The sequence below is a fragment of the Fervidobacterium islandicum genome (genome assembly GCF_000767275.3).
GTDB lineage: Bacteria > Thermotogota > Thermotogae > Thermotogales > Fervidobacteriaceae > Fervidobacterium > Fervidobacterium islandicum.
Genome location: NZ_CP014334.2, coordinates 1870558 through 1896482, shown reverse-complemented (window position 1 = coordinate 1896482; position 25925 = coordinate 1870558). Strand labels below are relative to the sequence as shown.

The following is a 25925-nucleotide window of genomic DNA, read 5'->3' as shown; positions in this document are numbered from 1 at the left end:
ACTACATCTCTCTAAGTCTTGGATTGAACACTTCATCCAGTCCGGTGTTCATAAAGTACAGAGCACCAACGATCAAGGTTATCACCAATCCGGGAGTTATCGCCCACCACCACATACCTAACTGAATAGCATTCCAAAGCACAGCGTTCTGGAGCATCAATCCTATCGAAATACCCTTTGTTGGCCCCAGTCCTATGAAATCAAGACCCACAGCGGCAAGTATCGCACCGCCAAATTGAAGTATGAAGACCATAAACACGTACGACATCATGTTGGGCATTATCTCGTAGAGAATGATTTTCAAATGACTCCGACCAGTTATCCTGGCAAGGTTCACGTACTCGCGTACCTTTAATGACAAAGTTTGCGCTCTCACGGCTCGGGCGGTCCATGGCCATGCGGTGAAACCGATGATAACACTTTGGATGAATATACCCCTGTACGGAAGATAGGAAGCAATGATAATCAACAACGCAAGGGTCGGTACAACAAGAAGTATATTAGTAACCATCATCAGCAACTCATCGATCCAACCACCTTCGTAACCTGCGAAAAATCCTATAATTAAACCAATCAAAGTGGCCAATCCCCCACCAAGAAACCCTATGAAGAACGAAGACCTCAGTCCAAAAACCAGCTGCGTGAACACATCTTGCCCAAACGTGGTTGTACCCAACCAGTAATTTCTACTTGGTGGTTGATAGCCGGGACCTACGTACTCTAACGGATCTTTGTACTTGGAAATGTACGGACCTATTATAGCTAATACAAGAAAGAAGACAACAATGGACAGCCCTATTCTGAGTTTTTTGTTTCTCAATGCGAAAAACAAAATTTCCCTCATCAAATCTCACCACCGTAAGAAAATCTGACCCGTGGATCGAGCGCCAGGTATACAAGGTCAACGGTGAAGTTTGCTACGAGCACTCCGATTATGATGAACAAGAAACAGCCCTGAATTAAAAAATAATCTTGGTTTAGTATCGCCTGAGTTAGTATATATCCTATCCCTGGATATGAAAAGACAACTTCCGTGGTTACTTGACCAGCGATTACCGTTCCAAGCTGGAGAGCAAGACCAGTAATCTGGGGCAATATAGCGTTCCTGAATGTGTATTTTCTGATAAGTTTTCTTTTCACACCCAAAGTTTCCAGATACCTTGCGTAGTTACTCTCAAGTTCGTAGATAATCATATTTCTCATACCTATTGCCCATCCGCCAAGTTGAATTATAAAAAGCGAAAGGAATGGTAGAATCCAATGTTTCAGAAAATCTCCGACAAAAAGCCAAGACCAGTGTGGTCTTAGAGCAAAACTGTAAGCTCCGGCTATTGGGAAAATCCTGAGCACAACACCAAGAAAGTATGCAAGCAAGATTCCTATCCAAAGGTACGGTGCTCCGGTTATGAAATACATGATAGGTAACATAATAGAATCCAATCTTTTTCGGCGTGCTGCAATGGCACCGAGATTGTTACCAACGAACCAGCTTGCCAGTATGGAAGGTATCAGTATCCCAAGCGAGTACGGAAGAGCGCTTTTGAGAACATCTACGACAGGTTTTGGGTAAAGATAGATACTTACTCCAAGGTCGCCCTTAAAGAATGCGATCCAAAAATTCAGGTACTGCCTCCACATTGGAAGGTCCAAGCCAAATGCTTTTGTGAGATAGCTATAAACGATTTTCGAGGATTCTGGCAAAGTTGCAAATCTTGAAACTAAAACAAGTATAGGATTCCCAGGCATGAGCCTGGGAATCAACCAATCGATAGTAACAGCGAAGATAAACGTAAGGATATAAACAAATATCTTTGTTCTCAGATATTTCTTCATCAAGAGCACCCCTGCATTGTTAGGTTATTTACTTGATATGCCTATCAGCATGAGTATTCCTCCGGTCTGCCATCTTCCGACCCAGGTAACTGGATAAGCATATGGATTCTTTTCACTTGGCCAATTCTTCCAAACTTGCGTACTTGCCTGGAACCACATACCATTGTACCATAGAGGTATCGCCGGCATATCTTTGAGGAAGATCTCAGCTATTTGTTCCACAATACGTTTATTAGCAGCAATATCATCCATTGGTGTCATGTTAAGTTGTGTGACTAAATCGAAGAGTTTTGGATTGTTGTATCTTCCGAAATTACCGTTGTACATATATTCGTCGATGTTGGAATTAAAGACCCAGTTGAACATCGTCCACGGAGAGACGCTCATCTGGGAATTGAAGTTGTTGATCGCCATATCGAATTTTCCGCTTGTTAAGTCTTCCCAGTACTTACTGTAATCGGGGAACTGAGCTTCTGCATTGATACCGACGGCTCTGAACTGTGAGGCGATAAGCTTAGCGGATTCCATCCAGTCGGTCCATCCGAACGGAACAATTATAGAGACTTTGAACTTACTTCCGTCCGGTGCTTCTCTGTAGCCATCTTTGTTTACATCCTTGTATCCTGCTTTATCAAGTAATTCTCTTGCTGTCTTCGGGTCATACTTAAATCCAAGTTGTTTGACAGCATTTTCAGGATAGTACTTCATCCAACCTTTGATTGGGAGGAATCCAACAGGGTTACTTGGCACAACTTGTCCTTCGAATACTGTTCTGGCAATGACGTTCGGATCAATTGCGAAAGCCAAAGCTCTTCTAAGGTTTGGATCATTTAGGGGCTTCTTTGTTGTGTTGATAAACAAATACGCTGTGTTGTCGGAAAGCATGTAGGGTTCTTTATCAAACCACGTATGAATTTGAGAATAACTCTTCTTTAATGTTGGGATACCTGGCAGGAAGAAATTGGAAATGTCGAGTTCACCTTTGAGTATCATTCCGACTGCCACGTTGTTGCTGAGCACTCTTAAGTATACAATCCTCTTTGGCTTTGGCTGTCCGAAAACCTTGTTTCCCCACCAGCTATCGTTTCTCAGGTAAATCATACGATCATCTGAGTATGTTTCGGCCATGTAAGGTCCTGTTCCAATTGGCTTCTCATTTGCGCCGGAAAGAATTTCATCTTTTGACCTTTTCGACCAGATGTGCTGTGGTATAATCGGTAACTGGTAAAGTTGGTAGTTCCATTCGTGATACCTTGGAACTGTGAAAGTAAAAACAACCGTATAATCGTCCGGAGTTTCTACCTTTGCAATCCAGTTCCACAAATAGCTGTAGGAAATTTCGGGGATTTGTTTTGCAAGTTCCAGTGTGAATTTCACGTCTTTTGATGTAAACGGTGTACCATCGTGCCAAGTTACACCCTTTCTCAGCTTAATTTCAAAGGCGTTCTTTTGAAGCCATCTTCCACTTTCGGCAAGCCACGGTATGAGTTCGTCTTTGAGAGGATCGTAACCATACAACGTTTCGTAAATCAATCCTACAGTCCCCGTTACTGCGTTCCATGGTGTGATCGGGTTCCAGTTGGATGGTGGAGACCACATACCACCACCTGCGTACAACGTTTCATCACGTTTGTAGACAACATCAGCAAATAAAGCTGTTGTAAGAAAAACCGCCAGAAACACCAGCAGGAAAAACCTTCTCATAACGACCCCTCCTACCTAAGTGATTTGCCCATCAGGGCGGGCTTATGATTCGTTCGTATTTTAGCTATGTAAATATTTACAGTCATAACTGTAATAACCAATCAAATTTTGGCTTTGTGAAAAAAGAATTAAAGAGTCATTCTTAAATAAATTTTTGCTGAAAATATTCGCATTTTCATTCCAGAAGTTTTCGGTTAAAAAATCAAGAGTTGCTTCTTGAAGATGCGAAAGCATAGAAAATAGACATTTAGGCGAACAGCCCTTATTAAATTCAAGTCTCTTGAGTCAAAAATTGAAAATCTTCAAAAAAGTATTGCAAAATTTGAAGAACTTGGTGGTATAATATAGCTGGTGTTAACATACAAGTAATCCAAAAGTCTGTTAAATCGCGATTTCAATCACAACCGATGCTGTTAACTTGTAGTGATGGAAGACAATAGAACACAGATAACACGCGCAATATCATTGTTGTTCAGTTTCAAGAGATTTCTCACTACACAAAAGCTGTTCACGTACATTGGAAGATTGTCAATATTCTTAAATCCACGCTTGGCTCGTACAAAGTCTTGGAATAACGAAAACTTCGATTCACATTGATTGTTTTGCCCAAGTCTCACAACAATATGATTGATATTCTTGTATAGTATCTTCACTGCACCATATGCACCAAGTCCATCTGTAATTAGTTCGATTGTTCTTTCGTTGTTACCAAAGAACTTCTCTAACAATATCTTCACTTGACCCATATCGCGATATTTGGATACATGCCAAGCAACAATAAGATTCGAATCGTGCTCAACTAAGAACCAAACGTAGTACTTTTTGGATTTAAACAAAACGACAGTTTCATCACCATGGACTTTGAAAGCATCTACAGGAACGAGGATGGAAAAGAAACAAGACAACTTAAGGATCCACTTGTAGATAGCGACATGAGAGACTTTGATATTAAGTGAGTCTCTGATGGAACGCAAGGACACAGCTTTGAAATAAAGGACGAAGGCTTTAAGGACAATAAAGATAGGGAAACGGAAGAACTTGAAAGAGTCGAAAGGAAGAGGGACAAATTGAGGTAAGTTAGTTGGGATTTCGTCTCTGGTATGGCAAGAACGGCAACGGAACTTAACGAAGGCTTTTTTGATTTTGTGGATTTGCATAGTTTTTCCACAGACAGGGCATTTAGGATAAGGGAAAGAGAAGAGCTTGTGTTTTTTTGAATGAACAAGTCTGAAAGTGCGCTTACAGTCTTTGCAAAAGTATTGTTGGTTACCGTACTTATCATGACCGTTTTTGTAGATGTTGGTAGAGCCGCATTTGGGGCAAGAGACTACAGAATTTTGCATAGTGGAGTACCTCCTTTTTGTGAGAATTGATGGTGGGGGGTGTTCCACTAATAAGAAGATAATACGGTTTTTGGAAATTTTCAATACTTTTAGTTAACAGCATCTAGGTTTTCGAAAGCTACGGAGGCCATTTCTATGGAGTCAGTTACAAGTGAAACCATCTTTGAAAGCTCTGCCCTGAGCATTGAAAACTCTTTCTCGAAATGGTGTCTTTCATCGGTCATATGTATTCCTCCTTCTATTTTGTACTTTCCATTATCCTATTTTACCACTTAAGAACTGCTGTGTGATTTCGTTTTGCGGATTTGTTAGCAGTTTTGAGGTTTCGTTTTGTTCAATTATCTCTCCACGGTACATGAAAACGACGTAATCTGAAATTCTTGAAGCTTGTCCTATGTTGTGCGTAACGATCACAATTGTAAATTTCTCTGCTAATTCTTCAATCAAAGCTTCTATTTTTTGCGTGGCAACGGGATCAAGGGCACTTGTTGGTTCATCAAAGAGTATCACTTCTGGCTCAATTGCAATGGTTCTTGCTATACAAAGTCTTTGCTGCTGACCACCTGATAATTTTAACGCGCTCTTTTCAAGGTCATCTTTGACCTCGTCCCACAATGCAGCCATCTCAAGTGCGGTCCTTACCTTTTCTTTTAACTCCCTTCTATCCGTAACACCTATCAATCTCAAACCGTACGCGATATTTTCAAAGATGGACATAGGGAACGGTGTTGGCTTTTGAAAGACCATTCCTATCCTTCTTCTTAGTGTGTAAACATCAACCTCGGGATCATATATGTTCTTATCGTGAAAGAGTATTTCACCTTGAACTTTAAATTCTGGAATCAAGTCGTTTATCCTGTTCATGCTTCTTAACAACGTTGACTTACCGCAACCCGATGGCCCCATGATAGCTGTGATCTTATTTTTTTGAACTTTCAAATTAGCATCTTTAACTGCAAGTTTTTCACCGTAGTATGCGTTGAAATTCCTCACTTCAATTACATAATCTGTCATTTCTTTTCCCTCCTGAACATGAATGCTATTGTATAAACAAGTATCACGAATAGTATCAAAACAGACGCTGTACCTTCCGCCATCCAGCGTGCTTTACTACCGTATGCAGCAGCCAAGTAATATACGTGTGTTGGTAGTGTCATAACAGGGGAAAGTAAATTTCTCGGTAGCTGTGGTGAATAGAAAACCGCAGCAGTTAAGATCAACGGTGCGGTTTCACCAATAACACGACCGGCACTCACGAACGATACAGTTAAAATACTGTTTCTTACAGAAGGAACCAACATGTCGAATATTACTTCACTCTTTCTTGCACCAAGAGCATACGCAGCTTCTCTGAGCTCTCTTGGTATGGATTGCATAACTTCGTAAACCGAAGACGAAATAACGGGTAGAACCATAAGTGATAAAGTCAACGCACCTGCAAGTATCGAAGTGCGCATATTCATGGTTATGCAGAACAACCCCAATCCAAAAAGTCCGTACACGATCGATGGAACACCACTTAGGACCGTCACCGCGAATTTTATGTAGGTTAAATTGTATTCAGATAGCACAATACCAAGTAATACTCCCAGTGGAACGGCAACCACCAACGACACAGCTGTCAACAGTACCGAACCCAAAATCGCTGGGAATATCCCACCATCCGTCATCTGGTTTTTAGGAAATTGAGAGAAGAACTCCCAAGACCAGTATTTAAAACCTGGAACGAACGCTAGTAAAAAGACAAGAACGATAAGAACCGAAATTACGTACGTCAGTGTTCTTAAAACAATACGTGCCTTCTTGTTTTCCGAGGCCTTTGATCTGAGTTTCTTTTTATCAGGGCTCATTTGCGACTCCTCCTTAGCAGCGCAACAGAGGTTAGTTCAAATATCGTTGAAAAGATTATCAAAACTAATCCAGCGAAGAACAACGCACTGTAGTGCAAAGAGAACCTTGCTGCCTCGGGCATTTCGCTCGCTATAGCAGCCGTTAACGTCTTCATCGGGTCGGTCAATTTTCTGGGTACCATCGCAGCTCCACCACCAAGAAGCAGCACGACGATAGTTTCACCAACGATTCGGTTAGCTGTAAGAACGATAGCATTCAAAACACCAGGTAAGGCCGCCTTTGTTGTAATTCTCGTATATGTTTTCAACGGCAATGCCCCAAGTGCTGCACTTGCTTCCTCCAATTCCCTTGGAACATTATCCAAAGACTCCAATATCAAAACCGTGCTTATCGGTATCGTTAAAAAGAACAATCCTATCAGTGCAAGTAGCAAGTTCTGCGGTGAGTATATACCCAATTTAGGGAAAACTGGGCTTAGATAGGTCAAGAATACGAAAGCAATGATCACCGATGGAATACCAGAAAGGTACTCGATTAATCGCCTTATCACAGACTTTTCCTTCTTAGAAGCAAATCCGTGCAAATATATTGCCATAAAGTACGCTATAGGTACAACTATAAGTGTTCCTAAAGCGGTTACAATGATTGAATTGATGATAAGTGTGCGCATTCCAAATTCTGCAGGCTCCCATACCGGGTACCATTGATCAGACAAAAAGAGCTCCGCTCCAACGGAGCGGATAGCTGGTAAAGATTCTTTCACAAGGTAGTAATATATCCCAAAGAGAGCAGCGATCGCTGTAATTGAAGATATTCCCATCAATGCTTTACGCGTCTTGTCCTTTATCTCTCTGTGCACATCGCATCCCCTTTCCTCAACAAATCTTCAAAACGTTCTTTGACTATGTATTTTAGCAATTCTTACTGACCAAGAGCTGCAACAAATCCTGCCTTTTCTACAAGTTCCTGACCTCTCTTTGATACTATGAACCTCAGGAAATCGGCAACTGGTCCTTCTTCTGGCCATCCCTTCGTTACATCCACAAAGACGAACAATGGTCTTGAGAGTGGATACTTGTAAGAGAGGATATTTTGTTTTGTTGGCATTACTCCGTTCACAGAGATTACTTTAACGCTCTGATCAACATACCCCACTCCAAAGTAAGCAATTGAGTAAGGTGTCTTTGCAACGGTCTCAAGTTCTGCCATCGATGATTCAAGCATTCTAACTCTTGGTGACATTTTTTCATCGCCGAGGACTTTTTCTTTAAAGACTTCAAATGTTCCTGATGCAGTGTTTCTTGAGAATGGGACTATTTCAGCGTTTGGCAAGTTAGGATTCAACTGATTCCACCTTGTGATCTTACCAGTGTAGATATCCCTTAACTGGTCGATGGTGATGTTATTAATAGGTAAGTTCTTGTGAACAACAATCGCAATACCGTCCCATGCAACAAGAACTGGAGCAAACCATTTTTTCAATTCAAGCATCTTCTGAACTTCGGAGTCTTTAAGCCATCTGCTAGAATTTGCTATGTCTGTCGTCCCGTTGAAGAGTGCTGCAATTCCTGTTGAACTTCCAGCACCTTCAAGTGTGATCTTGATACCGGGATTCATTTTGCTGAATTCTTCAACCCACAACTGTGCAACGTCAAGGAGTGTGTTTGAACCTTTGATAACTAACGTGTTTGAAAAACCAAATACCGCAAAGAGCGAAACAAGTAATACAGTTAAGAAGAACTTTCTCATACATAACACCTCCAATTTTTAAAGTTCGCTCTAATTTTCTCAGCAATTAATTAAGGAAGATTTTTGGTATATTAAGAATTTTTAAGAACGCACATTGCCATAACCGATTCTTCTGGAAATAGTTCCAAGAATAGGTAGAAAATAATCATATAATCATGTATAATACTTTCGGTTATGGATCTTGGCGTTTTCTTATCAGATTAAAAACCCTACTTAGGGAGGTGCGCGGGTATGTTCAACGATCCAAGGATAGGTATGCTGAAAAAACTTTCTGTGATTTTTCTTGTTTTGCTTTCATTGTCAGTAGGTTTTGCTGAAACAGAGCTCATCATCCATTACCACAGATGGGACGGTAACTACGACGGTTGGAACTTGTGGATTTGGTGGGTAGAACCTATCTCAAAAGATGGAGCCGCTTATCAATTCACCGAAAGAGACGATTTCGGAGTGGTGGCAAAGGTAAAATTCCAAGAAACATTGACGAAAGTAGGAATTATAGTTAGACTTGGAGAGTGGAAAGAAAAAGACGTTGCAATGGATAGGTTTATAACAATCAAAGACGGAAAGGCGGAGGTGTGGCTCTTGCAAGGAATTGAACAGATTTACACAACAAAACCAGACACAAGTCCAAGGGTTCTCTTTGCACAGGCAAGAGACCAAAATACGATCGAAGCATACTTAACAGGCCAGGTGGACACAACAAAAGTAGGTGCAAAAGTAACGGTAGATGGGAAACCTCTCAAGATCGCACGCGTTGAGAAGGCTAATCCTACCGATATTTCAAAAACAAACCACGTCAAGGTTGTGCTTGCAGAACCTATCAAACTCGAAGATGTCAACAAAGATGTGCAAGTAGAAATCGAAGGTTACAAGGCTGCAAGAGTCGTGATGATGGAGATACTCGATAAAATCTACTACGATGGACCTCTTGGTTTCGAATACACACCTACAAAGACAACGATCAGAGTTTGGTCACCTGTTTCAAAGACTGTTGATTTGTTGCTTTACAAGAACTGGGATGACAAAGAACCAACGAAAGTTGTTCCGATGAAATACATAGGAAATGGGGCATGGGAAGTTGTTCTTGAAGGTAACTGGGATGGTTGGTTCTACAAAATTAGGTACTTCAGCTACGGAGAATACAGAGAAGCCGTTGACTACTTCTCAAAAGCGGTCACTAAGAATTCAGCTAAGAGTGCAATAATCGACTTCAGCAAAACAAATCCGCAAGATTGGGAAAAGGTCGCAAGACCACCTTTGGCAGCACCAGAAGATGCGATAATTTACGAAATCCACATCGCAGATATAACAGGGCTCGATAATTCTGGAGTTAAGAACAAAGCAACGTACTTGGGCCTTACTGAAAAAGGCACAAGGGGTCCCAATGGAGTAACCACAGGACTTGATCATCTTGTTGAACTCGGTGTCACACATGTCCACATCCTGCCGATGTTCGACTTCTGGACAGGTGATGAAGCTGACAAGGACTTCGAAAAGAGCTACAACTGGGGCTACGACCCGTACCTGTTTACTGTACCAGAAGGTCGATATTCAACAGATCCAATCAATCCTTATACGAGGATAATTGAAGTGAAGCAGATGGTAAAGGCACTCCACGAAAACGGCATAAGGGTAATCCTTGACATGGTCTTCCCGCACACTTGGGGCGTTGGTGTGATGTCCCCATTCGATCAAGCTGTTCCGTACTACTTCTACAGGATCGATAAAACGGGTGCGTATTTGAACGAAAGCGGTTGTGGAAACGTTATTGCAAGCGAAAGACCGATGATGAGAAAATACATAATCGATACGTTGAAATGGTGGGTCACAGAATACAAAGTTGATGGCTTTAGGTTCGACCAAATGGGCTTGATGGATAAAACAACAATGCTCGTTATAAAATCAGAGCTTGAAAAGATAGAACCGACTGTTCTTCTGTATGGTGAACCTTGGGGCGGTTGGGGTGCACCTGTTAGGTTTGGAAAAGCAGATGTTGGAGGAACAGGCATCGCAGCGTTCAACGACGAATTCAGGGATGCACTGCGCGGTTCCGTTTTCAACGCAACAGTGAAAGGTTTCCTCATGGGCGCTCTTGCAAAAGAAACTGGTGTAAAGCGTGGTGTTGTGGGCAGCATCGAATACGACGAAATTATCAAAAGCTTCACAAAAGACCCGCAAGAAACGATAAATTACGTCGAATGCCACGACAACCATACACTCTGGGACAAGAATTATTTAGCAGCACAGGCCGATACAACTGTGAAATGGACAGAAGAAATGCTTAAAGATGCACAAAAGCTCGCAGGTGCTATACTTCTTACATCTCAAGGCGTAACATTTTTGCACGGCGGTCAAGACTTCGCAAGAACGAAGAAATTCGATGAAAACTCATATAGTTCACCAATATCAATCAACGGCTTTGATTACGCGAGAAAGGCAGAATTTATTGATGTCTTCAATTATTACAAAGGGCTCATCGAAATGAGAAAATCACACATTGCGTTCAGACAGAGAACAGCTGAAGACATAAGAAAGAAAATCACGTTCTTGCCTGCTCCAAGGAAGATGGTAGCGTTTGTAATCAGAGACGAAAACGACCCATGGAAAGAGATACTCGTGATCTACAACGGTGATACAAAGGACCAACAATTCACGCTTCCTGAAGGCACATGGAATGTTGTTGTGGACAAGCGCAAAGCAGGGAACAATGTACTGTATCAAGTTAGTGGCAAGATAGACGTTGGTTCGATATCCGCTATGGTGATGTACAAGGCACATTAACAAGAATTAATCTAAGTTTGTCAAAAGTGAGTTGAAATATTAACAATGCTTGTGGTATAATATCCCCGAGAAAGGGGGTAAAATTATGCCCAAAAGAATTCTTGTTGTTGAAGACGAACCAAACATGAGACTCTTGATAGCTGAAGAATTAATGGATGCAGGTTACGAAGTAGATGAGGCAGAAAATGCTGACGAAGCACTGAAAAAATTCTCGGAAAAGCCCTACGACCTTGTTACTATCGACATAGAAATGCCCGGTAGCATGAACGGATTGGAACTTGCAGGTAAGTTAAGAGAAATAAGGCGTGAAGCGAAACTCGTTTTATTGACAGCGTATTCACATTACAAAAGCGACATGGCCTCTTGGGCTGCAGATGCCTACATCGTAAAGTCATCGGATTTAACAGAACTAAAAGAAGTAATTAGCCGTTTGATTAACATGTGAATGATGCCCACACCTTTTAGAAAAGGGGTGGGCATCACCCCTTTTTTTGTATTGTGTAATCGGTGAAAATCGATAGAATGGTCATAGGAGGTGCTCAAATTGGACTATAAAGCTACATTGAACCTGCCGCAAACGAACTTTCAGATGAAAGCAAACCTTGTGAACAAGGAACCAGAGATGCTGAGGTTTTGGGAAGAGAAAGAGATTTACAAGAAAACATTAGAAACAAGAGAAGGTGCACCAACGTATCTGCTTCACGATGGTCCTCCGTACGCAAACGGAGATATCCATCTTGGAACCGCCATGAATAAGGTCCTAAAAGATTTCGTTACAAGATACAAGACGATGCGTGGCTATCGAGTACCGTACGTTCCGGGCTGGGATACTCATGGATTGCCCATTGAACACAGGGTTACAACCTCGCTTGGTGAAGAAGCAAAGAACAAAACGCCGGTTGAGATTAGAAAACTATGTAAGGAATTTGCACTGAAATACGTCGACATTCAAAGAGAAGAATTCAAGAGGCTTGGTGTTAAGGGTGACTGGGAACATCCTTACATAACGCTCGACCCAGATTATGAATATCACATCCTTGATGTATTCAAAACACTGGTAGAAAACGGTAATGTCTACCGCGGTAACAAACCAGTCTATTGGTGTCCAACATGTAGAACCGCACTTGCAGAAGCGGAGATAGAATACCACGACCACGAGTCACCATCTATTTACGTGAAATTCCAGATAATTGACGAGCCAAATACCTTTGTTGTTATCTGGACTACAACACCTTGGACTATTCCCGCAAACGTTGCCATTGCACTCCATCCGGATTATACGTACGTCAAAATAAAGGTCGACGGAGAATACTGGATAGTTGCCGAAGGACTTCTCCAGAAATTCGCTGCAGATGTGGGCGTTGATTTTGAAATCGTTGAAAAATTTGTAGGAAAAAAACTTGAAGGAAGACTCACAAAGCACCCGCTTTACGACAGAACTTCGGTTATCGTTCTTGCAGATTACGTGACACTCGAAGACGGTACTGGTTGTGTCCACACGGCACCGGGACATGGTGAAGAGGACTACCAAACGGGCTTAAAATACAACCTTCCCGTGCTTTCACCCGTAGATGATGAGGGAAGGTTCACAAAAGAAGCAGGCAAATACGAAGGTTTGAAAATATGGGATGCTAACAAAGTCATAGTAGATGATTTGAAAAACAACGGTGCTTTGATAAAAGTGGGAAAGATCAGCCACAGCTACCCACACTGCTGGCGCTGTAAAGGACCAGTTATGTTCCGCGCAACGCCTCAGTGGTTCATCTCAGTTGATAAGAATAACCTTCGTGGCAAAGTGCTGGAAGAGATTAAGAAGGTTAAGTGGTATCCTTCATGGGGCGAAAATCGTATCACAGCTATGGTGCAAGAAAGGCCAGATTGGACTATCTCCCGTCAGAGAGTCTGGGGTGTGCCCATTCCGGCGGTCAAGTGTAAGGACTGCGGCGAAGTAATACTTGATCCAAAAGTAATCGAACATTTTGCGAACATAGTTAAAGAAAAAGGAACAGATGCATGGTTTGAGCTCGATGTCAACGAACTGGTTCCTGCAGATTTCCATTGTCCATCATGCAAGAGCAAAAATTTTGAAAAAACTCACGATACACTGGATGTCTGGATCGATTCTGGATGCTCTTGGGAAGCAGTGATACGCTCAAAAGGTGAAAAGTTCCCCGTTGACCTTTACCTTGAAGGTGATGACCAGCACAGGGGTTGGTTCCAGAGCTCGATATTCCTTTCAACTGCAAAGGCGGGAACAGCACCATTCAAAGCGGTTGTAACTCACGGATTCATCAAAGACGAACAAGGCAGAAAAATGAGTAAATCACTGGGTAATGTAATAGACCCTATGGAGATAGTGAACAAGTACGGTGCAGATATACTGAGATTGTGGGTTGCGAGTACGGACTTTTTCGATAACATCAGAGTTGGAAAGAACATTATCGAACAGCAGGTTGAAGTTTACAGGAAGTTGCGAAACACGATCAGATACCTACTCAGTAATTTGTACGACTTCACAGAGGCTGATTTACTACCGTATGAAAAACTGCTCCCACTAGACAAGTGGGCACTTGGCAGACTCCAGAAATTCATTGAACAAGTAACGCAATACTACGACGAATTCGAATACTCCAAAGTCTACAACGCAACCGTCAAATACTGTACAACAGAGCTAAGCGCAATCTATCTGGACATACTCAAAGACAGACTATACGTAGAGGCAAAAGATTCGATATACAGAAGGTCCGCGCAGACCGTCTTGCACTACATACTTGAAGCACTGATAAAGATTCTTGCGCCCATCATTCCTTTCACAGCGGAAGAGGCTTATCAAGAAAGTCACTTGAAGAAATACGAAAGTGTGCACCTTGAATACTGGCCAGAGTTTAGGAAAGAATTTATTGATGAGAACCTTCTTGAGGAGCTCAACCACTTACTACTCATACGCGATGACGTACTGAAAGCACTTGAAAGCGCCAGGTCGTCGGATGTGATAGGCCACTCGCTTGATGCACACGTAATTATCGAAGCGAAGAACGATGAGCTAAAGGCTCTGCTCAAAAAGTACGAACCTTTACTTGAAGAATTCTTCATAGTTTCAAAAGTAACACTATCTGATAACGTCTCAGGACTGAATGGCCAGTTTGCAAATGTAATGGTTCAGAGAGCAGAAGGCCAAAAATGTCAACGCTGCTGGAAATACCATCCAGACACTGGAAAAGATGAGCAGCACCCAGAAACGTGTCCACGATGCTCCGCTGTGCTCAGAGGTGAAAGGATATAAAATTTAAAAAGGGCAGAAGAGATGATAAGATGAAGAGAATCAAAACTTTGCACACCCATGCGCTTGGTCTAAATGCTTCAATATCTTTAATAGCGCTTATGTTATTAATTCTCCCGGTGGTCACATCGATTGCCGGGACTGTTATTCCTACGAGACTGGGGATTGAACGGATAGAACTAACTGGTGAAATCAAAGTCGATGGTAAAAACTATCCATTCAAGTTTATCGACGGAATGCTTCTGGATGATGGTAAGAGAAATATCACATATAACGGACAGAAATTCACTGTAGAGGTAAAGACAGTGCCTGACCAAATTCGTCTGAACGGTTCAACGGAAGTTTATACGTACGTTTTTGACAGCACGGTCACTTTCCTTGATCCAAACGTAAGAGCCCTAAAACCTCTAAGTAGATCTAACGAGATCAAACTTTCCGACAAGTTTTATCTTGCTGTTGCCAGTGATGAATTCGGTAACGTCGCTGATGTGGCATTTGTACCTCCAACACTCGAAAAACTCGACATACTCGACTCACAGAACCCGATTACAAACATCTCTGGCAGAAAGTTCCTACTTTCGTCCAAGTCACCTTACAGGATAATCAGCAAGACTGTGCTCCCAGAAAAAAGTGCCCTTATATTAGAATCCGGTGTCACAGTGATAAGCGCACTCAACGCAGAACTAAACATCAAAGGTACGTTAGTCACAACTGGTCTTGTGAGTTTTCTTGGAAGCGGAAGGTTGAATGTTTCTGAAAATGGTTCTGCATACATTAGCGCTATCGGTCCTGAGATGGACATAACTTCAGATAGAGGGGCTCTGATTTTTGTAGATGCTTCGAACTTCAGGAGCATTGATGCTAACTTAACGAACTTCGTAGTAATTAGAAAAACATCGCTTAGCAAAGTTTCGATCAACGGCGCATACGCTGTCTACATTATTGACTCCACAATCGACGAACTTCAAATCCAGAACTGTGGCCATGTCGTGATAAACAATTCAGCTGCGAACATTTTTAATGTGGGACTTCTCTCCAAAGTAATTTCCTACAACTCACAGTTCGATAAACTCTTAGTTTCTGACTTATCTTCCGTATCACTCATATCATCGAAAGTATCAACATTAAATACATCGAAAGGTAGCGTGTTGAAATTCAAAAGCTCTTCCTTAAAAAGTGCAAAAGTTGAAAACTACGCTGTGCTTTACCTTTTTAAAACAACCATCGACCAATTAAATGTCGGAAATGGGAAATACTATCAAATTGAGAGCAACGTAAAGAAAGTTGTAAAAATCTCAGAAGAATGATTCGTTCGAGGGGGGCTGGATATGGCTGATTGTGTATTTTGTAAGATCTTAAACGGAGAGATACCTTCAGAAAAAGTATACGAAGATGACGATTTCATAGTCATAAAAGACATAAAACCTGTGGCACCCGTTCACTTGCTGGCTATCTACAAAAAGCATGTTCCAACAGTTAGTGAGCTTTCTCTGGAAGACAGCCAAAAGATGTGGAAATTATTTGAAGTAATTAAGATGGTGACGAAAATAAATGGTTTGGAAAGTTACAGAATCGTTCAAAACAACGGTAAAGATGCCGGTCAGGAAGTGCACCACATACACTTCCACATAATCGGTGGAAGGAAACTGGGACCTCTTGGATAATTAGCTTTCAAAAAGCGAGGTGGAGAAAATAAAGGCGATAGTGTACCTTCCAATTAAGCCGGAAGTCGCAAAAAGGCTGAACTTACCAGTGAAGTTACCCGTTCTTGCCGAGGACCTGTTGCTCATAACAGATCAAAACAGCATCCCAATCGATGTGATACTAAGAGGGCTTGAAGAGCAATATTCGATAGAAAAGAGTGAATACTGGAAATCCTATTTACTTTACTTTCTTTATGAAAAATTCAAAATACTTATCAACGAAGGCAAATTCGACGAGGTACAGCAGGTTCTAAAAAGAGCTCGAGACCTTCAGGAAGACTACCGCTATTATTTTTACAATGCTATCTTGCAAGCTAAACTTGGAAATTATGAGCTTGCAGAAATTGAATTCAAGCAATCCTTAGCTCTGAATCCAAACTTTTCACTTGCTTACTATGAACTTGGCAATGTGCTGTTTGCCAAAAAGGATTACGATGAAGCGATGGAAGCTTACACAAAAGCGTATCAAACAGACCCAAACTTCTTGCTCCCGCTTTTGAAAATCGGGGACATCTACATGGAGCTGGGACAACTAAGCGATGCAGAAGTTATATACCGCTCTATAGTGCAAAAACTCGAATCAAGCGAATTATCTGCTGAAGGGATAAAATTCGAACCAATGCCCGAAGCCTACTTGAGACTTGGAGTTGTTTATAACCTCCGTCAGCAGTACGAAAAAGCCGAAGAGATTTTCAAAAAAGGCCTCGAAATTGCCAAAAAACCCGAGATCATGTATAACCTTGCCTACACTTTAACAAGACTTGGAAAACACTTTCAAGCTTACGGACTATTGCTCGAACTTTCCAAACAGTACGAAACACCGGAAGTGCTAAACGAACTGGGCATACTCCAGCGCAGGTTGGGACTTTACGAGGAAGCTTACCAAACTTTTGAGAAAGTACAGGACGATTTTCGCGAAAATTTTGAGAGAATCCAGTTCTTCGTAGGCAAGAGAAAATACGACGATGAGTTTGAAAATGAAATGAAAGGATCTGAAGAGCTCTTGGAAAAAATAGAATTCCCATTTCAAGATGCCCTCGAAACTATCGTACAATCCACCAACGATGATGGAGAACTCATCGTTGAAGACTTTTTGGGATTAACTAAAATAGAGCCGATCTTAAAAGATGTTACCATTGCGGATACGAATAACTTCCCATATATCTTAGCCGGAATGTACATCGCAGGCACAGATCCAATAATCATGGAGAAAAACACCACCAAACTCACACTATTAACAATGGGCGCAGGGCTACCCCTTGCATGTTCAACAGCGATATTGAGATTGTACCAACACATACTATCTGGTGACAAGAACATAGACCATATCATCGAAGATATACGTGGTGAAATTGAAGAAATCCACTTCCTATTCTCAACAAGGCTGACTTCACTACTTGAGTCTCCCTTAGACGACTTCTTCGATGTCGATTGTGCCGACTATGAAACATTCGCAATCAACCTATTCAAAGCGGTCGGATACCAACCGTCAAATGAAGAAATAGAGCAAATTGAGGATGAAATACTCAGAAAGACTACAAAATTCTTCATGGAAATCACGACAGGAAAATAATTAGACCACTACAGTAAAACAAAAAGCGGGCAGATGTACGCCCGCTTTTTTGGTGATATCACCCTCAGCTTTCATTGAAAATGAATCTCAATTTTGCTCATGTAGTCCCAAAACGAATTTTTCGAATTCGGTTTCCGCGATATCTTCCAAATTCCCTTGACTAACGACTACCGTCTTTTCTGTTGGTAGTATCTTGAACCTTTCCCATGGGAATTCATATATTTCCCTCATATCTCTGATTTCATCAGGTACTTCGATTAATTCAATCTCCAGTTTTGAATCCTGGAAGACCCAATCTCCGATTTCGTACGTTCCATAAACAGCTACAAACTTCGTCCCGTCTTCCCACTTATACCAATGTGGGATAAACTCTCCAAAAGAATAAAGGTTCCATCTTATCATGCAAAAAACCTCCTAAAGCTGAGCAAGTTTCAAGCGCTTTTATTTTCAAACGACCTAAATATTTTAACATATTTGTCCATATTTTTAAAGTATGAAACAACATAGCAAAAGAAAGAATTAAGGAAAATCAAGCTCTATGAACCTTTCCACATGTCTTTCTTCCACTTAGAACACGTTCTGTTTCATCAAACAGTCCTAGATAGACTATATTGTCCAAAATTCCCTTGTACGTTTTCAACTCAAGCAAATTATAGGCAAGGACAACTTCATCCAAAACTCTGAAGAGATATTTCCTAACCTCTGGCCTTATGCTGTCTACAAATTCTTCAACGTCCATACCTGAACTAAAACCATACTGGGTAACGAAAGGATTGTAGTTCCCTTTCTTTAAATCTCTTCGCAGATCATCAAACGCATCAAGCGCGTATATCCACTTTCCGAGATGCTTTGCCAAATGCACCAAAACAGTTATTTGTTCAGAAGGCAGGCCTTGGAAATTCTCAAAGAACAAAGACACGATATCACCAAACACCTCTGCAGTTTTATCGATAGATGGTTCTCTTCTTTTCTCCAATTCATTAAGCTCTTTCAGAAGAGCTTGGAGACGAAACTCCACGGAAGGTTGAACTGGAGGAATATTCTTGAAAACTTTCAAAAGCAGAGCTTTAGCAAAGTTCCTTTCATCTTCAACATCATCAAAAAGTTTGTACTTCAAAAGCAACAGAAAATTACCTGCGGCAAGTTGTATTTCCTCACCTTCAAAATAACTGATATTTCTCAACTCAATACCGCAAAACCTTCTCTTGTACTCTAACTCCTTACCCCTGAGTGAAGTCAAAAGCAGTGCAAAGAACACAGAATCATAACTTAAAAAGAATTTTGCAAGGTATCTTGCTTTGTGCAAACTCGTGCACACGCCACAATAAAAAGCACGAAATTCGTTTAATTCTCTAACTTTCAGCTCATCTTTAACAGGTCTTACATACCCAAACATCCCAGCACCTACTTAAAAAGAAAATCTCACATACATGAAATACAATCTCCACCCATACATTCACAACACGTATCGCCAACCCACATGCATCCAATACATCTACACACGTCATCGCAGCAACCATTACTTCTTCTGTAATAGCCAGGACGATATCCCCTTAAAACATGCTGACCTAAAAATTCTGAATTGTCGACCGAAGAATTGTTTACAAGAGGTTGTTCAAGCTTTCTTTTCTCCAAATACTCGCTATAGGCTTCCACAAGCTCATTGTACTTTGCAATTGCAATAGGTTTTAAATGGCTGTTTTCGTACCTTTTTGGATTGTACTTTTCAAGGTATTCATTATACAACTTTTCAACCTCACTGTGTGTTGCATCTTCTGGAATGTTAAGTATCTCATATATACTTCGCACAAAATACACCTCCACGGTACGAGAATTTTCGCTCTATCATTTAACATCGAGAAATTTTTCAATCCATTTCTTCATTTCCAAAACAACCTTTTCAAACAGAATCTCATAGCCAGCAAAAAACACGTTAGCAAAAATAACTATGCCGTACATAACAAGCTTTTCATCAATAATCACAACTTTTTGAATTGCTTGAGCTGTCTGTGAGAGTATGTCGATGTCCAATACGACGCCTTGAACAAAAAGCCAAATAAAAAACGCACAGTTGAAATACACATACTTGCCAACCCACGAAAGTACCTTTCCATGCCTTTCTAAAAGATACCTGATAGGAATGTAAAAAGATATGAAAGCAAAGGTGGTCACATATCCAATTCTTGGTATGAACAAATAGGCCAACACATTTAAACCAAACACTTCCAAAAGCCCCATAAAAAATGAATCGAATATCAAATACGGGCCATAGAGCAAATACGATGCAACGATAAGGAAAGTCCACTTACTCGGTGTTAGACTGCCGATATAAAGAAAAACAAAAAGAAACCCAAGAAAGATTCCAAGAAAAGCTACCTTCTTGCTACGAGTTGTTCTCGAACTTTCTATTTTGTTAAATCTATCAGCCATAACTCACCAATCACCCATCCAGCTTAGTTACCTGCCTTTTCTTTGTCTGGCTCGGAAATTTCGTTGCTCTCAACGTCTTTAAGCTCGTTGTAAATTGCCTTTATTTTTTCTATATTCTCAACAAACGCATCGACTACTCTTGGATCAAAATGCGTCCCTCTACCTATTATCTCAACCGCTTTCTCAAACGAGAATGGCTTTTTGTACGGCCTTTTCGATGTCAAAGCATCGAACACATCGGCAACTGCCAGTATCCTCCCTTCGATACTTATCTCCTCTCCCTTCTTTCCAAACGGATACCCGCTTCCATCCCATTTCTCGTGGTGGTCTCTAATCAAATTTATCGCCGTCTTGAGCGAGTTGCCAGACATGATTTTCCGACTGTTCTCAACAAAATCTTCGATAATTCTTACACCTATCATCACGTGTGTTTTCATAACCTTCCATTCGTCGTCATCAAGCTTGCCTGGTTTGAGTAGTATGCTGTCAGGTATACTTATTTTTCCAATGTCATGCAATGGAGCAAACTCATATATTTCCCTGACTAGCCTTGGCTCAAGCTTCATAGCCTCTGCTAGTATCTTCGAATAAGTTGAAACCCTCCTAATGTGATTGCCTGTTTCGTTGTCTCTGTACTCTGAGAGTTTTACCAGGGATTCACCAAAATTCGCCACTACGTTCTGAATTGCCAACGCGTAAAACAACTTAGGTGAAAGTATCAAAGAAATTATATGGAATAGCTTTCCGTCTTCTTCAGTAAAATGGTTAACCTCTTTCGATGTCAAAAAGAAAAACCCTATTACTTCCCCACCAACAACTGCTGGAACTGTTAAATTGGACAAAAATCCTTCCTTGACTATGAGTTCTGCACTCTTGGAATTAACAGCTCTCAAATCGTTAATGATACGATACTTAAGCCCTTCTTTCGCAATTTTCCCAAGTGATGTCTCACCGAGCTTTTGTCTGAAACCTTTATGCAAAAAAGCTCTCTGTCCCGGTTCTGAAAAGTACGCCTCTTCTGCAATCACTTCATCATCTGATATCAAAGCAAGTGAGAACCTCTCCACTTCAAAAAAGCTACAAACTTGTTCACCAACGAGTTTGATATATTCTTCAATTGTATCAACATATGGAAGTTCTCTAAAATAACTAACTATCCCGTTCCTCATGTTGGCTTCCTTTATCAAAGCGTTTATGATCGACTCTTCTTTAAATGTTTCGGACTGTATAATTGGTATATTCTCGATATACAAAGATTCAGAAATTTTCTTTAATATTTCGTACAATTTGGTCGAAAATGATTGTACGAAATTGTATCTACTTCTAAAGTTTAAGAGAATCAGAAACATCGATATGAGAATAACAGTTATAACCCACGTAAAGAACTTAAATCCACTTTGCATACTCTTTGCTTCATACTCGCGCATAAATGAGGCAAAGTCTCTTAATTGCTTTGCTATAGTCTGGGAATCGTTTGAATTGATCGCTTTTATGAACTCAGAAGTTTCAAAACCGTAGCGTTCCATCACCTCAATGAGACCTTCGGCCTTTGAATGATCGAGGAAGACTGAATTAATTTTATCGAACACCACTTTTATTTGAAAGTATTCTGTTCGTTTTTTATAAATCATATATCCCAGAAAAACCTCAGCAAACAAAACGAAGAAGGTTAGAAACAACAAGCTGATTCTTATGAATTTAATCTCCGAAAAAATTTCTTTACTATTGTTCTTGCTCTCACTCATGCTCTTCACCTCCTACTCACTCTTAAACTAAAAGACGACCGTAGAGGTGACAGATTTTTTTAAATAATTATAGCACAAACTTTTTTAAAAAAGAGTTTTGCATCTCTCAAATCATCAATTTCGTATTAACATAACCGTTTAGTGTGAGTTTTCCATTTCTTCGACTTTTTAGATTTTTAAAATTCTAACTCTTGAACCAAGACATCGTTTCCCAGCCGGAATTTTTTTCGTCAAGTCTTCCGAAAAGTTTTGAACAGTCTCTTTAACCTTTCTATCAGCTTCGCGCAGATGAGGGAAAATATGAACCGCTCATGACTGAAGTCACGAGCTTCCTGCTTCATAGACAAGACTTGCTACCAGTGACGTACCACCGATAGTAGAGGTCTTGCCTCCACAGGCATCGCCTTTCAGCTCGGGCCGTCCCAGCCCTACGGGTTTATTAATCTCGCTAAGCAGCTTTAGACCTTCTGCAAGTATATTCCTCGCCGCGTTGAAATCTCTATCGTGTACACTACCACAGCTTGGACACTCCCAATCTCTCACACTCAGGTCTTTTACTTCTTCATTCTTGTATCCACAATCACTGCATATTTGTGATGATGGAAAGTTTGGCGATACCTGTATGAATATCCTACCTCGTCTCTCGGCTTTGTGTTTGAGCATTTGCAAAAATTTCGACCATGATGCATCAAGTATGCTCTTTGCAAGTCGTCCGTTCTTTACCAGGTTTTTAACACGCAAATCCTCGCAGATGATAACTTGGTTTTCGTTAATCACCTGCGAGGTTAATTTCTCCAGAAAATCATTCCTGATATTTGATATTTTCTGATACAACCTAGCAAGTTTGATTCTGGCTTTCTCAAAGTTCTTGCTTTTTACTTTCTTTCTTGATAAATCTTTTTGCAGTTTCTTTAGTTTTTTCTCATATTTAGCAAGCACCTTCGGTGCTTCGACACGATTACCGTTGCTATCCACGTAGAAACTTTTAAGCCCAAGGTCAAGTGCAACTGCATAGTTGATTGGCTCTGGTGTTTGGTTTTGTTGTTAACTTTATCAACCTCAACAGCGATTGAAACATAGTAATGTCCACTGGGAAGTAACGTAACTGTTGCAGTCTTTATCTTACCGTTGAACGTTCTGTGTATTCGTGCCTTAATCCAACCAAGTTTTGGTAGTCTTATTTTTCCCCAACAGCGGTTCTTGGTCTTATCTTTTGCCATAACTCCGAAATCAATCTGGATGTTGTTGTTTGTAGAATACGTTGTGTATGAAAACCTGTGTGATTTTTTCTTCTTAAAACGAGGTTTAGACCCTTGAAGAATCTGTTATATGCATTATCCAATCTTATCAATGCATCTTCCAGAGCAAACTTATCAACTTCCCTAAGCCAAGGATACTGCTCTTTGAGCACGCTATTTAGGTGTTTTCTACACTCAGCCTCAGTGGTTGCGAGTTTTTGTTCTCCGTATCTTTCCTCTCTCCAAGCAAGAAAATAGTTCCACACAAATCTTGTGCAGCCGAATGTTTTGGAAAGTTGCAGTTTTTGTTGCTTGTTTGGATATATCCTGTATCTGTACGTGACTATCAACTTAACTTCTCTCCTTTTGTGAGAGAATATACTGTCTGACTTTTTCTTCTACGTTGTTGCCAACACTTGCCACAAAGTAACTCGGATTCCAAAGATGGCCACCCCAGAGACGAGTTTTCAGTTCAGCAAAAGCTTGGAACAATCTCCATGCGCTTACACCTTTCAGAGCCTTCACAAGGTTTGGTATATAGACCTGGGGCGATGCGTCAACTAATATGTGCACATGGTCTAAGTTGACCTGTAAAGCTAGTACATTTACACCCTGCTCTTTTGCAATTTCGTAGAGGATGTCGATTAGCTTGCGTTCTATTTCGCCGGTAAGGATTTTAAGTCTGTCCTTAACGGACCAGACGATATGGTATTGAATGGAATAAACGTAACCTCTGCCTCTATGAAGATGAGCCACTAGCAACACCCCTTCGCGAGATTAACATGGTACGTATATTACAACATCTGTTGTCTTGTGAGTCAAGTCAGAACAATGATTATGATAGCACAACTGTCTGACATACTAACTGTTACTCATGTCTGAAGACACGAGAGTGTCTTTAGCTTCAAATCAGGTCTGTTGAATTGCAGAATACTAAGCCCGTATTGTTTATAAGTATCAAAGGTATACTCCAGATAATAGTGCAGCGAATCCTTATCGTCTGTTTGTATAATATTTATCAAGTTCGGATCGTTTTGCAATATTTCTGTTAGTATCATTTCTGTTAGTATCGAAAAAATCGGAACCTTGCTCTCCACTTTCTCTTTCAAAATCTTTACAATCGCTTCGTTATACTTCTCCGACCATCCTTTTATAATCTGATTCGAAAAGTGTTGGTTCACAAAATACATAACCGTGAAAGCACATGTCAATATAACCGTAAGTAAAAGTGGTACGTTCCTCAGCTTTATAACCTTCATAAACCAGCCTCCTGCAATCGATGATAAATCAGAAAAATTGACAATGTTTTACATCGAAGGTAAAATGTAGTTAAGACATATCAGGCGAAGGGAGGCCGGCAAATGGTTGAAAAACTGGCACATGGCTCGAGTAGAAAACTACTCTCCGTTGATGAGATAGTCGAGACGTATGTAAACTCCAAGACAAGAAAACTGCTGCTTTTCATTACATCACTGATGTGGTCTTTTGACGCTGCAGGCGTGCTCGCACTTTCTTTTACACTCCCAGCGATAAGTAAAGAGTGGGCACTGACTGTGCAACAATCTGCCAACATCTTGAGTGCGACTTTCATTGGAATGCTCATCGGAGCACTGAGTGTAGGATTCGTCGCTGACTTTCTGGGTAGAAAGATTTCAAATATTGTGTATTTCCTTTTCACCGTGGTATTTTCGCTCTTTCTTGGATTCACCAACTCTGCAGCCACGTTCCTTTTCTTGCGTTTGCTTGCTGGTATCGGATACGGCGGCTTGATGCCATCCGTGAATGCTTACCTTGCAGAATTCTTAGGAAAAGGGCTACGCGGTGCTTACCTTGTCCTTCTTGAAGCAAGCTGGGCGATAGGAAGTATCCTTATAGGTCTTGTTTCGGTGACAACAGTGCAGATAAGCTGGAGAATAACATACTGGGCATTTGCTGTGGGATTAGTGCTCTTACCGATTTTACTCAAATTACCAGAGTCACCAAAGTTCGCATTCAAAAAGCACGGGAAAGACGGTTTGGAAAAGGTTTTAAAGGCGAAAATACATTACGATGTCGCACCTATACCAGAGAGCAAAGTTGCTGTTATCGAATTACTAAAAAGTCCGTATCTATCAAGAACGATAATGATTTGGGCAAGCTGGTTTGTTGTGAGTTTTGTTTACTACACGCTCTTTTCATGGGCACCAAAGATATTCGCTCAGCAAGGCCTGAATGCAACAAAATCGCTCTGGTTCACATTTTTCATGATGGTTGCACAACTGCCGGGATACTTGTCGGCTGCGTACTTCATCGAAAAGCTCGGGCGCAAGAAATCCCTTGCGATGTACTTTATAGGCATGTCTGTTAGTGCAATACTTTGGGCATTTGTGGGAAATACAGTTCAGTTGATAATCGTCGCTTTACTGCTATCGTTCTTCACACTTGGCGTATGGGGACTTGTGTATGCTTACACTCCAGAGTTGTATCCAACTACAATGAGAGGAACGGGCAACGGAATGGCAGGTGTTGTCGCAAGGATAGCAGGCATATTAGCCCCACAATTCGCAGGATATATGTTCTCGATGAACAAATCCCTTCTTGAAATCTTCTCGTGGCTCGCTGGATTGTCGATTTTAGCAGCCGTAATAGTTCTTCTTTTAGCAATCGAGACAAAGAACGTTGAAATAGGATAACAAAAAAACCTGCCAGCTCAACA

Annotated in this window: 26 protein-coding genes; 7 read left to right on the top strand and 19 right to left on the bottom strand. The window is 40.9% G+C overall.

Going from position 1 to position 25925, the window contains the following annotated elements; translation table 11 throughout:
* Nucleotide 1: 1 nt before the first annotated feature.
* The 9 genes from NA23_RS09105 to NA23_RS09070 form a co-directional block, all read right to left on the bottom strand.
* Nucleotides 2-844: an ABC transporter permease gene (locus NA23_RS09105; protein WP_033192322.1), complete on the bottom strand. Its 843-nt coding sequence runs from the start codon at nt 842-844 to the stop codon at nt 2-4.
* A complete protein-coding gene (locus NA23_RS09100; protein WP_033192323.1) occupies nt 844-1833 on the bottom strand; it encodes an ABC transporter permease in 990 nt (329 codons plus the stop codon). Before NA23_RS09100 ends, NA23_RS09105 begins: the two co-directional genes overlap by 1 nt.
* A gap of 24 nt (nt 1834-1857) precedes the next feature.
* Nucleotides 1858-3537, bottom strand: coding sequence for an ABC transporter substrate-binding protein (locus tag NA23_RS09095; RefSeq protein WP_033192324.1), 1680 nt, complete (start codon nt 3535-3537; stop codon nt 1858-1860).
* A 413-nt stretch (nt 3538-3950) separates the two neighbouring features.
* Nucleotides 3951-4880 (bottom strand): DDE-type integrase/transposase/recombinase, encoded by a 930-nt coding sequence (locus NA23_RS09090; RefSeq protein ID WP_033191365.1) that lies wholly within the window; start codon nt 4878-4880, stop codon nt 3951-3953.
* An 89-nt stretch (nt 4881-4969) separates the two neighbouring features.
* Nucleotides 4970-5104: a hypothetical protein gene (locus NA23_RS10645; protein WP_275060687.1), complete on the bottom strand. Its 135-nt coding sequence runs from the start codon at nt 5102-5104 to the stop codon at nt 4970-4972.
* A 31-nt stretch (nt 5105-5135) separates the two neighbouring features.
* On the bottom strand, nt 5136-5894 hold the full coding sequence (gene pstB / locus NA23_RS09085; RefSeq protein ID WP_033192290.1) for a phosphate ABC transporter ATP-binding protein PstB: 759 nt from the start codon (nt 5892-5894) through the stop codon (nt 5136-5138).
* Nucleotides 5891-6730: a phosphate ABC transporter permease PstA gene (gene pstA / locus NA23_RS09080; RefSeq protein ID WP_052107237.1), complete on the bottom strand. Its 840-nt coding sequence runs from the start codon at nt 6728-6730 to the stop codon at nt 5891-5893. The genes pstB and pstA overlap by 4 nt, the downstream gene beginning before the upstream one ends.
* Nucleotides 6727-7590, bottom strand: coding sequence for a PstC family ABC transporter permease (locus NA23_RS09075; RefSeq protein ID WP_052107236.1), 864 nt, complete (start codon nt 7588-7590; stop codon nt 6727-6729). The genes pstA and NA23_RS09075 overlap by 4 nt, the downstream gene beginning before the upstream one ends.
* A gap of 62 nt (nt 7591-7652) precedes the next feature.
* Nucleotides 7653-8480 (bottom strand): phosphate ABC transporter substrate-binding protein, encoded by an 828-nt coding sequence (locus NA23_RS09070; RefSeq protein ID WP_033192289.1) that lies wholly within the window; start codon nt 8478-8480, stop codon nt 7653-7655.
* Between the two features lie 255 nt (nt 8481-8735).
* Here NA23_RS09070 and pulA point away from each other — a divergent pair, with 255 nt between their 5' ends.
* From pulA to NA23_RS09040, 6 genes are all read left to right on the top strand, one after another.
* Nucleotides 8736-11261 (top strand): type I pullulanase, encoded by a 2526-nt coding sequence (gene pulA, locus NA23_RS09065; protein WP_033192748.1) that lies wholly within the window; start codon nt 8736-8738, stop codon nt 11259-11261.
* Between the two features lie 85 nt (nt 11262-11346).
* Nucleotides 11347-11706, top strand: a complete 360-nt coding sequence (locus NA23_RS09060) for a response regulator (RefSeq protein ID WP_033192288.1) — start codon at nt 11347-11349, stop codon at nt 11704-11706.
* 99 nt (nt 11707-11805) lie between these two features.
* On the top strand, nt 11806-14544 hold the full coding sequence (gene ileS, locus NA23_RS09055) for an isoleucine--tRNA ligase (RefSeq protein ID WP_033192287.1): 2739 nt from the start codon (nt 11806-11808) through the stop codon (nt 14542-14544).
* Between the two features lie 29 nt (nt 14545-14573).
* Nucleotides 14574-15848 (top strand): hypothetical protein, encoded by a 1275-nt coding sequence (locus NA23_RS09050; protein ID WP_052107235.1) that lies wholly within the window; start codon nt 14574-14576, stop codon nt 15846-15848.
* A gap of 21 nt (nt 15849-15869) precedes the next feature.
* Nucleotides 15870-16205, top strand: a complete 336-nt coding sequence (locus NA23_RS09045; RefSeq protein WP_033192286.1) for a histidine triad nucleotide-binding protein — start codon at nt 15870-15872, stop codon at nt 16203-16205.
* Between the two features lie 19 nt (nt 16206-16224).
* Nucleotides 16225-17817 carry a tetratricopeptide repeat protein gene (locus NA23_RS09040; RefSeq protein WP_052107234.1) on the top strand — a complete coding sequence of 531 codons (1593 nt, stop codon included), beginning with the start codon at nt 16225-16227 and terminating at the stop codon, nt 17815-17817.
* A gap of 87 nt (nt 17818-17904) precedes the next feature.
* Here NA23_RS09040 and NA23_RS09035 read toward each other — a convergent pair whose 3' ends face one another.
* The 10 genes from NA23_RS09035 to NA23_RS08990 all read right to left on the bottom strand — a co-directional run bounded on the left by NA23_RS09035 (nt 17905) and on the right by NA23_RS08990 (nt 24489).
* Nucleotides 17905-18219, bottom strand: a complete 315-nt coding sequence (locus tag NA23_RS09035) for a hypothetical protein (RefSeq protein ID WP_033192285.1) — start codon at nt 18217-18219, stop codon at nt 17905-17907.
* 127 nt (nt 18220-18346) lie between these two features.
* Nucleotides 18347-19213 (bottom strand): DUF5685 family protein, encoded by an 867-nt coding sequence (locus NA23_RS09030; protein WP_033192284.1) that lies wholly within the window; start codon nt 19211-19213, stop codon nt 18347-18349.
* 26 nt (nt 19214-19239) lie between these two features.
* On the bottom strand, nt 19240-19626 hold the full coding sequence (locus NA23_RS09025) for a J domain-containing protein (RefSeq protein WP_052107233.1): 387 nt from the start codon (nt 19624-19626) through the stop codon (nt 19240-19242).
* 36 nt (nt 19627-19662) lie between these two features.
* Nucleotides 19663-20247, bottom strand: a complete 585-nt coding sequence (locus tag NA23_RS09020; RefSeq protein WP_033192283.1) for a hypothetical protein — start codon at nt 20245-20247, stop codon at nt 19663-19665.
* Nucleotides 20248-20270: 23 nt separating this feature from the next.
* Nucleotides 20271-21992: an HD domain-containing phosphohydrolase gene (locus NA23_RS09015; RefSeq protein WP_052107232.1), complete on the bottom strand. Its 1722-nt coding sequence runs from the start codon at nt 21990-21992 to the stop codon at nt 20271-20273.
* A 321-nt stretch (nt 21993-22313) separates the two neighbouring features.
* Complete coding sequence (locus NA23_RS09010) at nt 22314-22967, bottom strand: RNA-guided endonuclease TnpB family protein (protein ID WP_052107231.1); 654 nt, start codon at nt 22965-22967, stop codon at nt 22314-22316.
* On the bottom strand, nt 22904-23212 hold the full coding sequence (locus tag NA23_RS09005; protein ID WP_203225716.1) for a hypothetical protein: 309 nt from the start codon (nt 23210-23212) through the stop codon (nt 22904-22906). The genes NA23_RS09010 and NA23_RS09005 overlap by 64 nt, the downstream gene beginning before the upstream one ends.
* Nucleotides 23170-23580: a helix-turn-helix domain-containing protein gene (locus NA23_RS09000; RefSeq protein ID WP_052107230.1), complete on the bottom strand. Its 411-nt coding sequence runs from the start codon at nt 23578-23580 to the stop codon at nt 23170-23172. Before NA23_RS09000 ends, NA23_RS09005 begins: the two co-directional genes overlap by 43 nt.
* A 1-nt stretch (nt 23581) precedes the next feature.
* On the bottom strand, nt 23582-23986 hold the full coding sequence (gene tnpA / locus NA23_RS08995) for an IS200/IS605 family transposase (protein ID WP_033192282.1): 405 nt from the start codon (nt 23984-23986) through the stop codon (nt 23582-23584).
* A gap of 116 nt (nt 23987-24102) precedes the next feature.
* Nucleotides 24103-24489, bottom strand: coding sequence for a hypothetical protein (locus tag NA23_RS08990; protein ID WP_033192281.1), 387 nt, complete (start codon nt 24487-24489; stop codon nt 24103-24105).
* 102 nt (nt 24490-24591) lie between these two features.
* Between NA23_RS08990 and NA23_RS08985 the strand changes: the two genes are divergently transcribed.
* Nucleotides 24592-25902 carry an MFS transporter gene (locus NA23_RS08985; protein WP_052107229.1) on the top strand — a complete coding sequence of 437 codons (1311 nt, stop codon included), beginning with the start codon at nt 24592-24594 and terminating at the stop codon, nt 25900-25902.
* Nucleotides 25903-25925 lie beyond the last annotated feature (23 nt).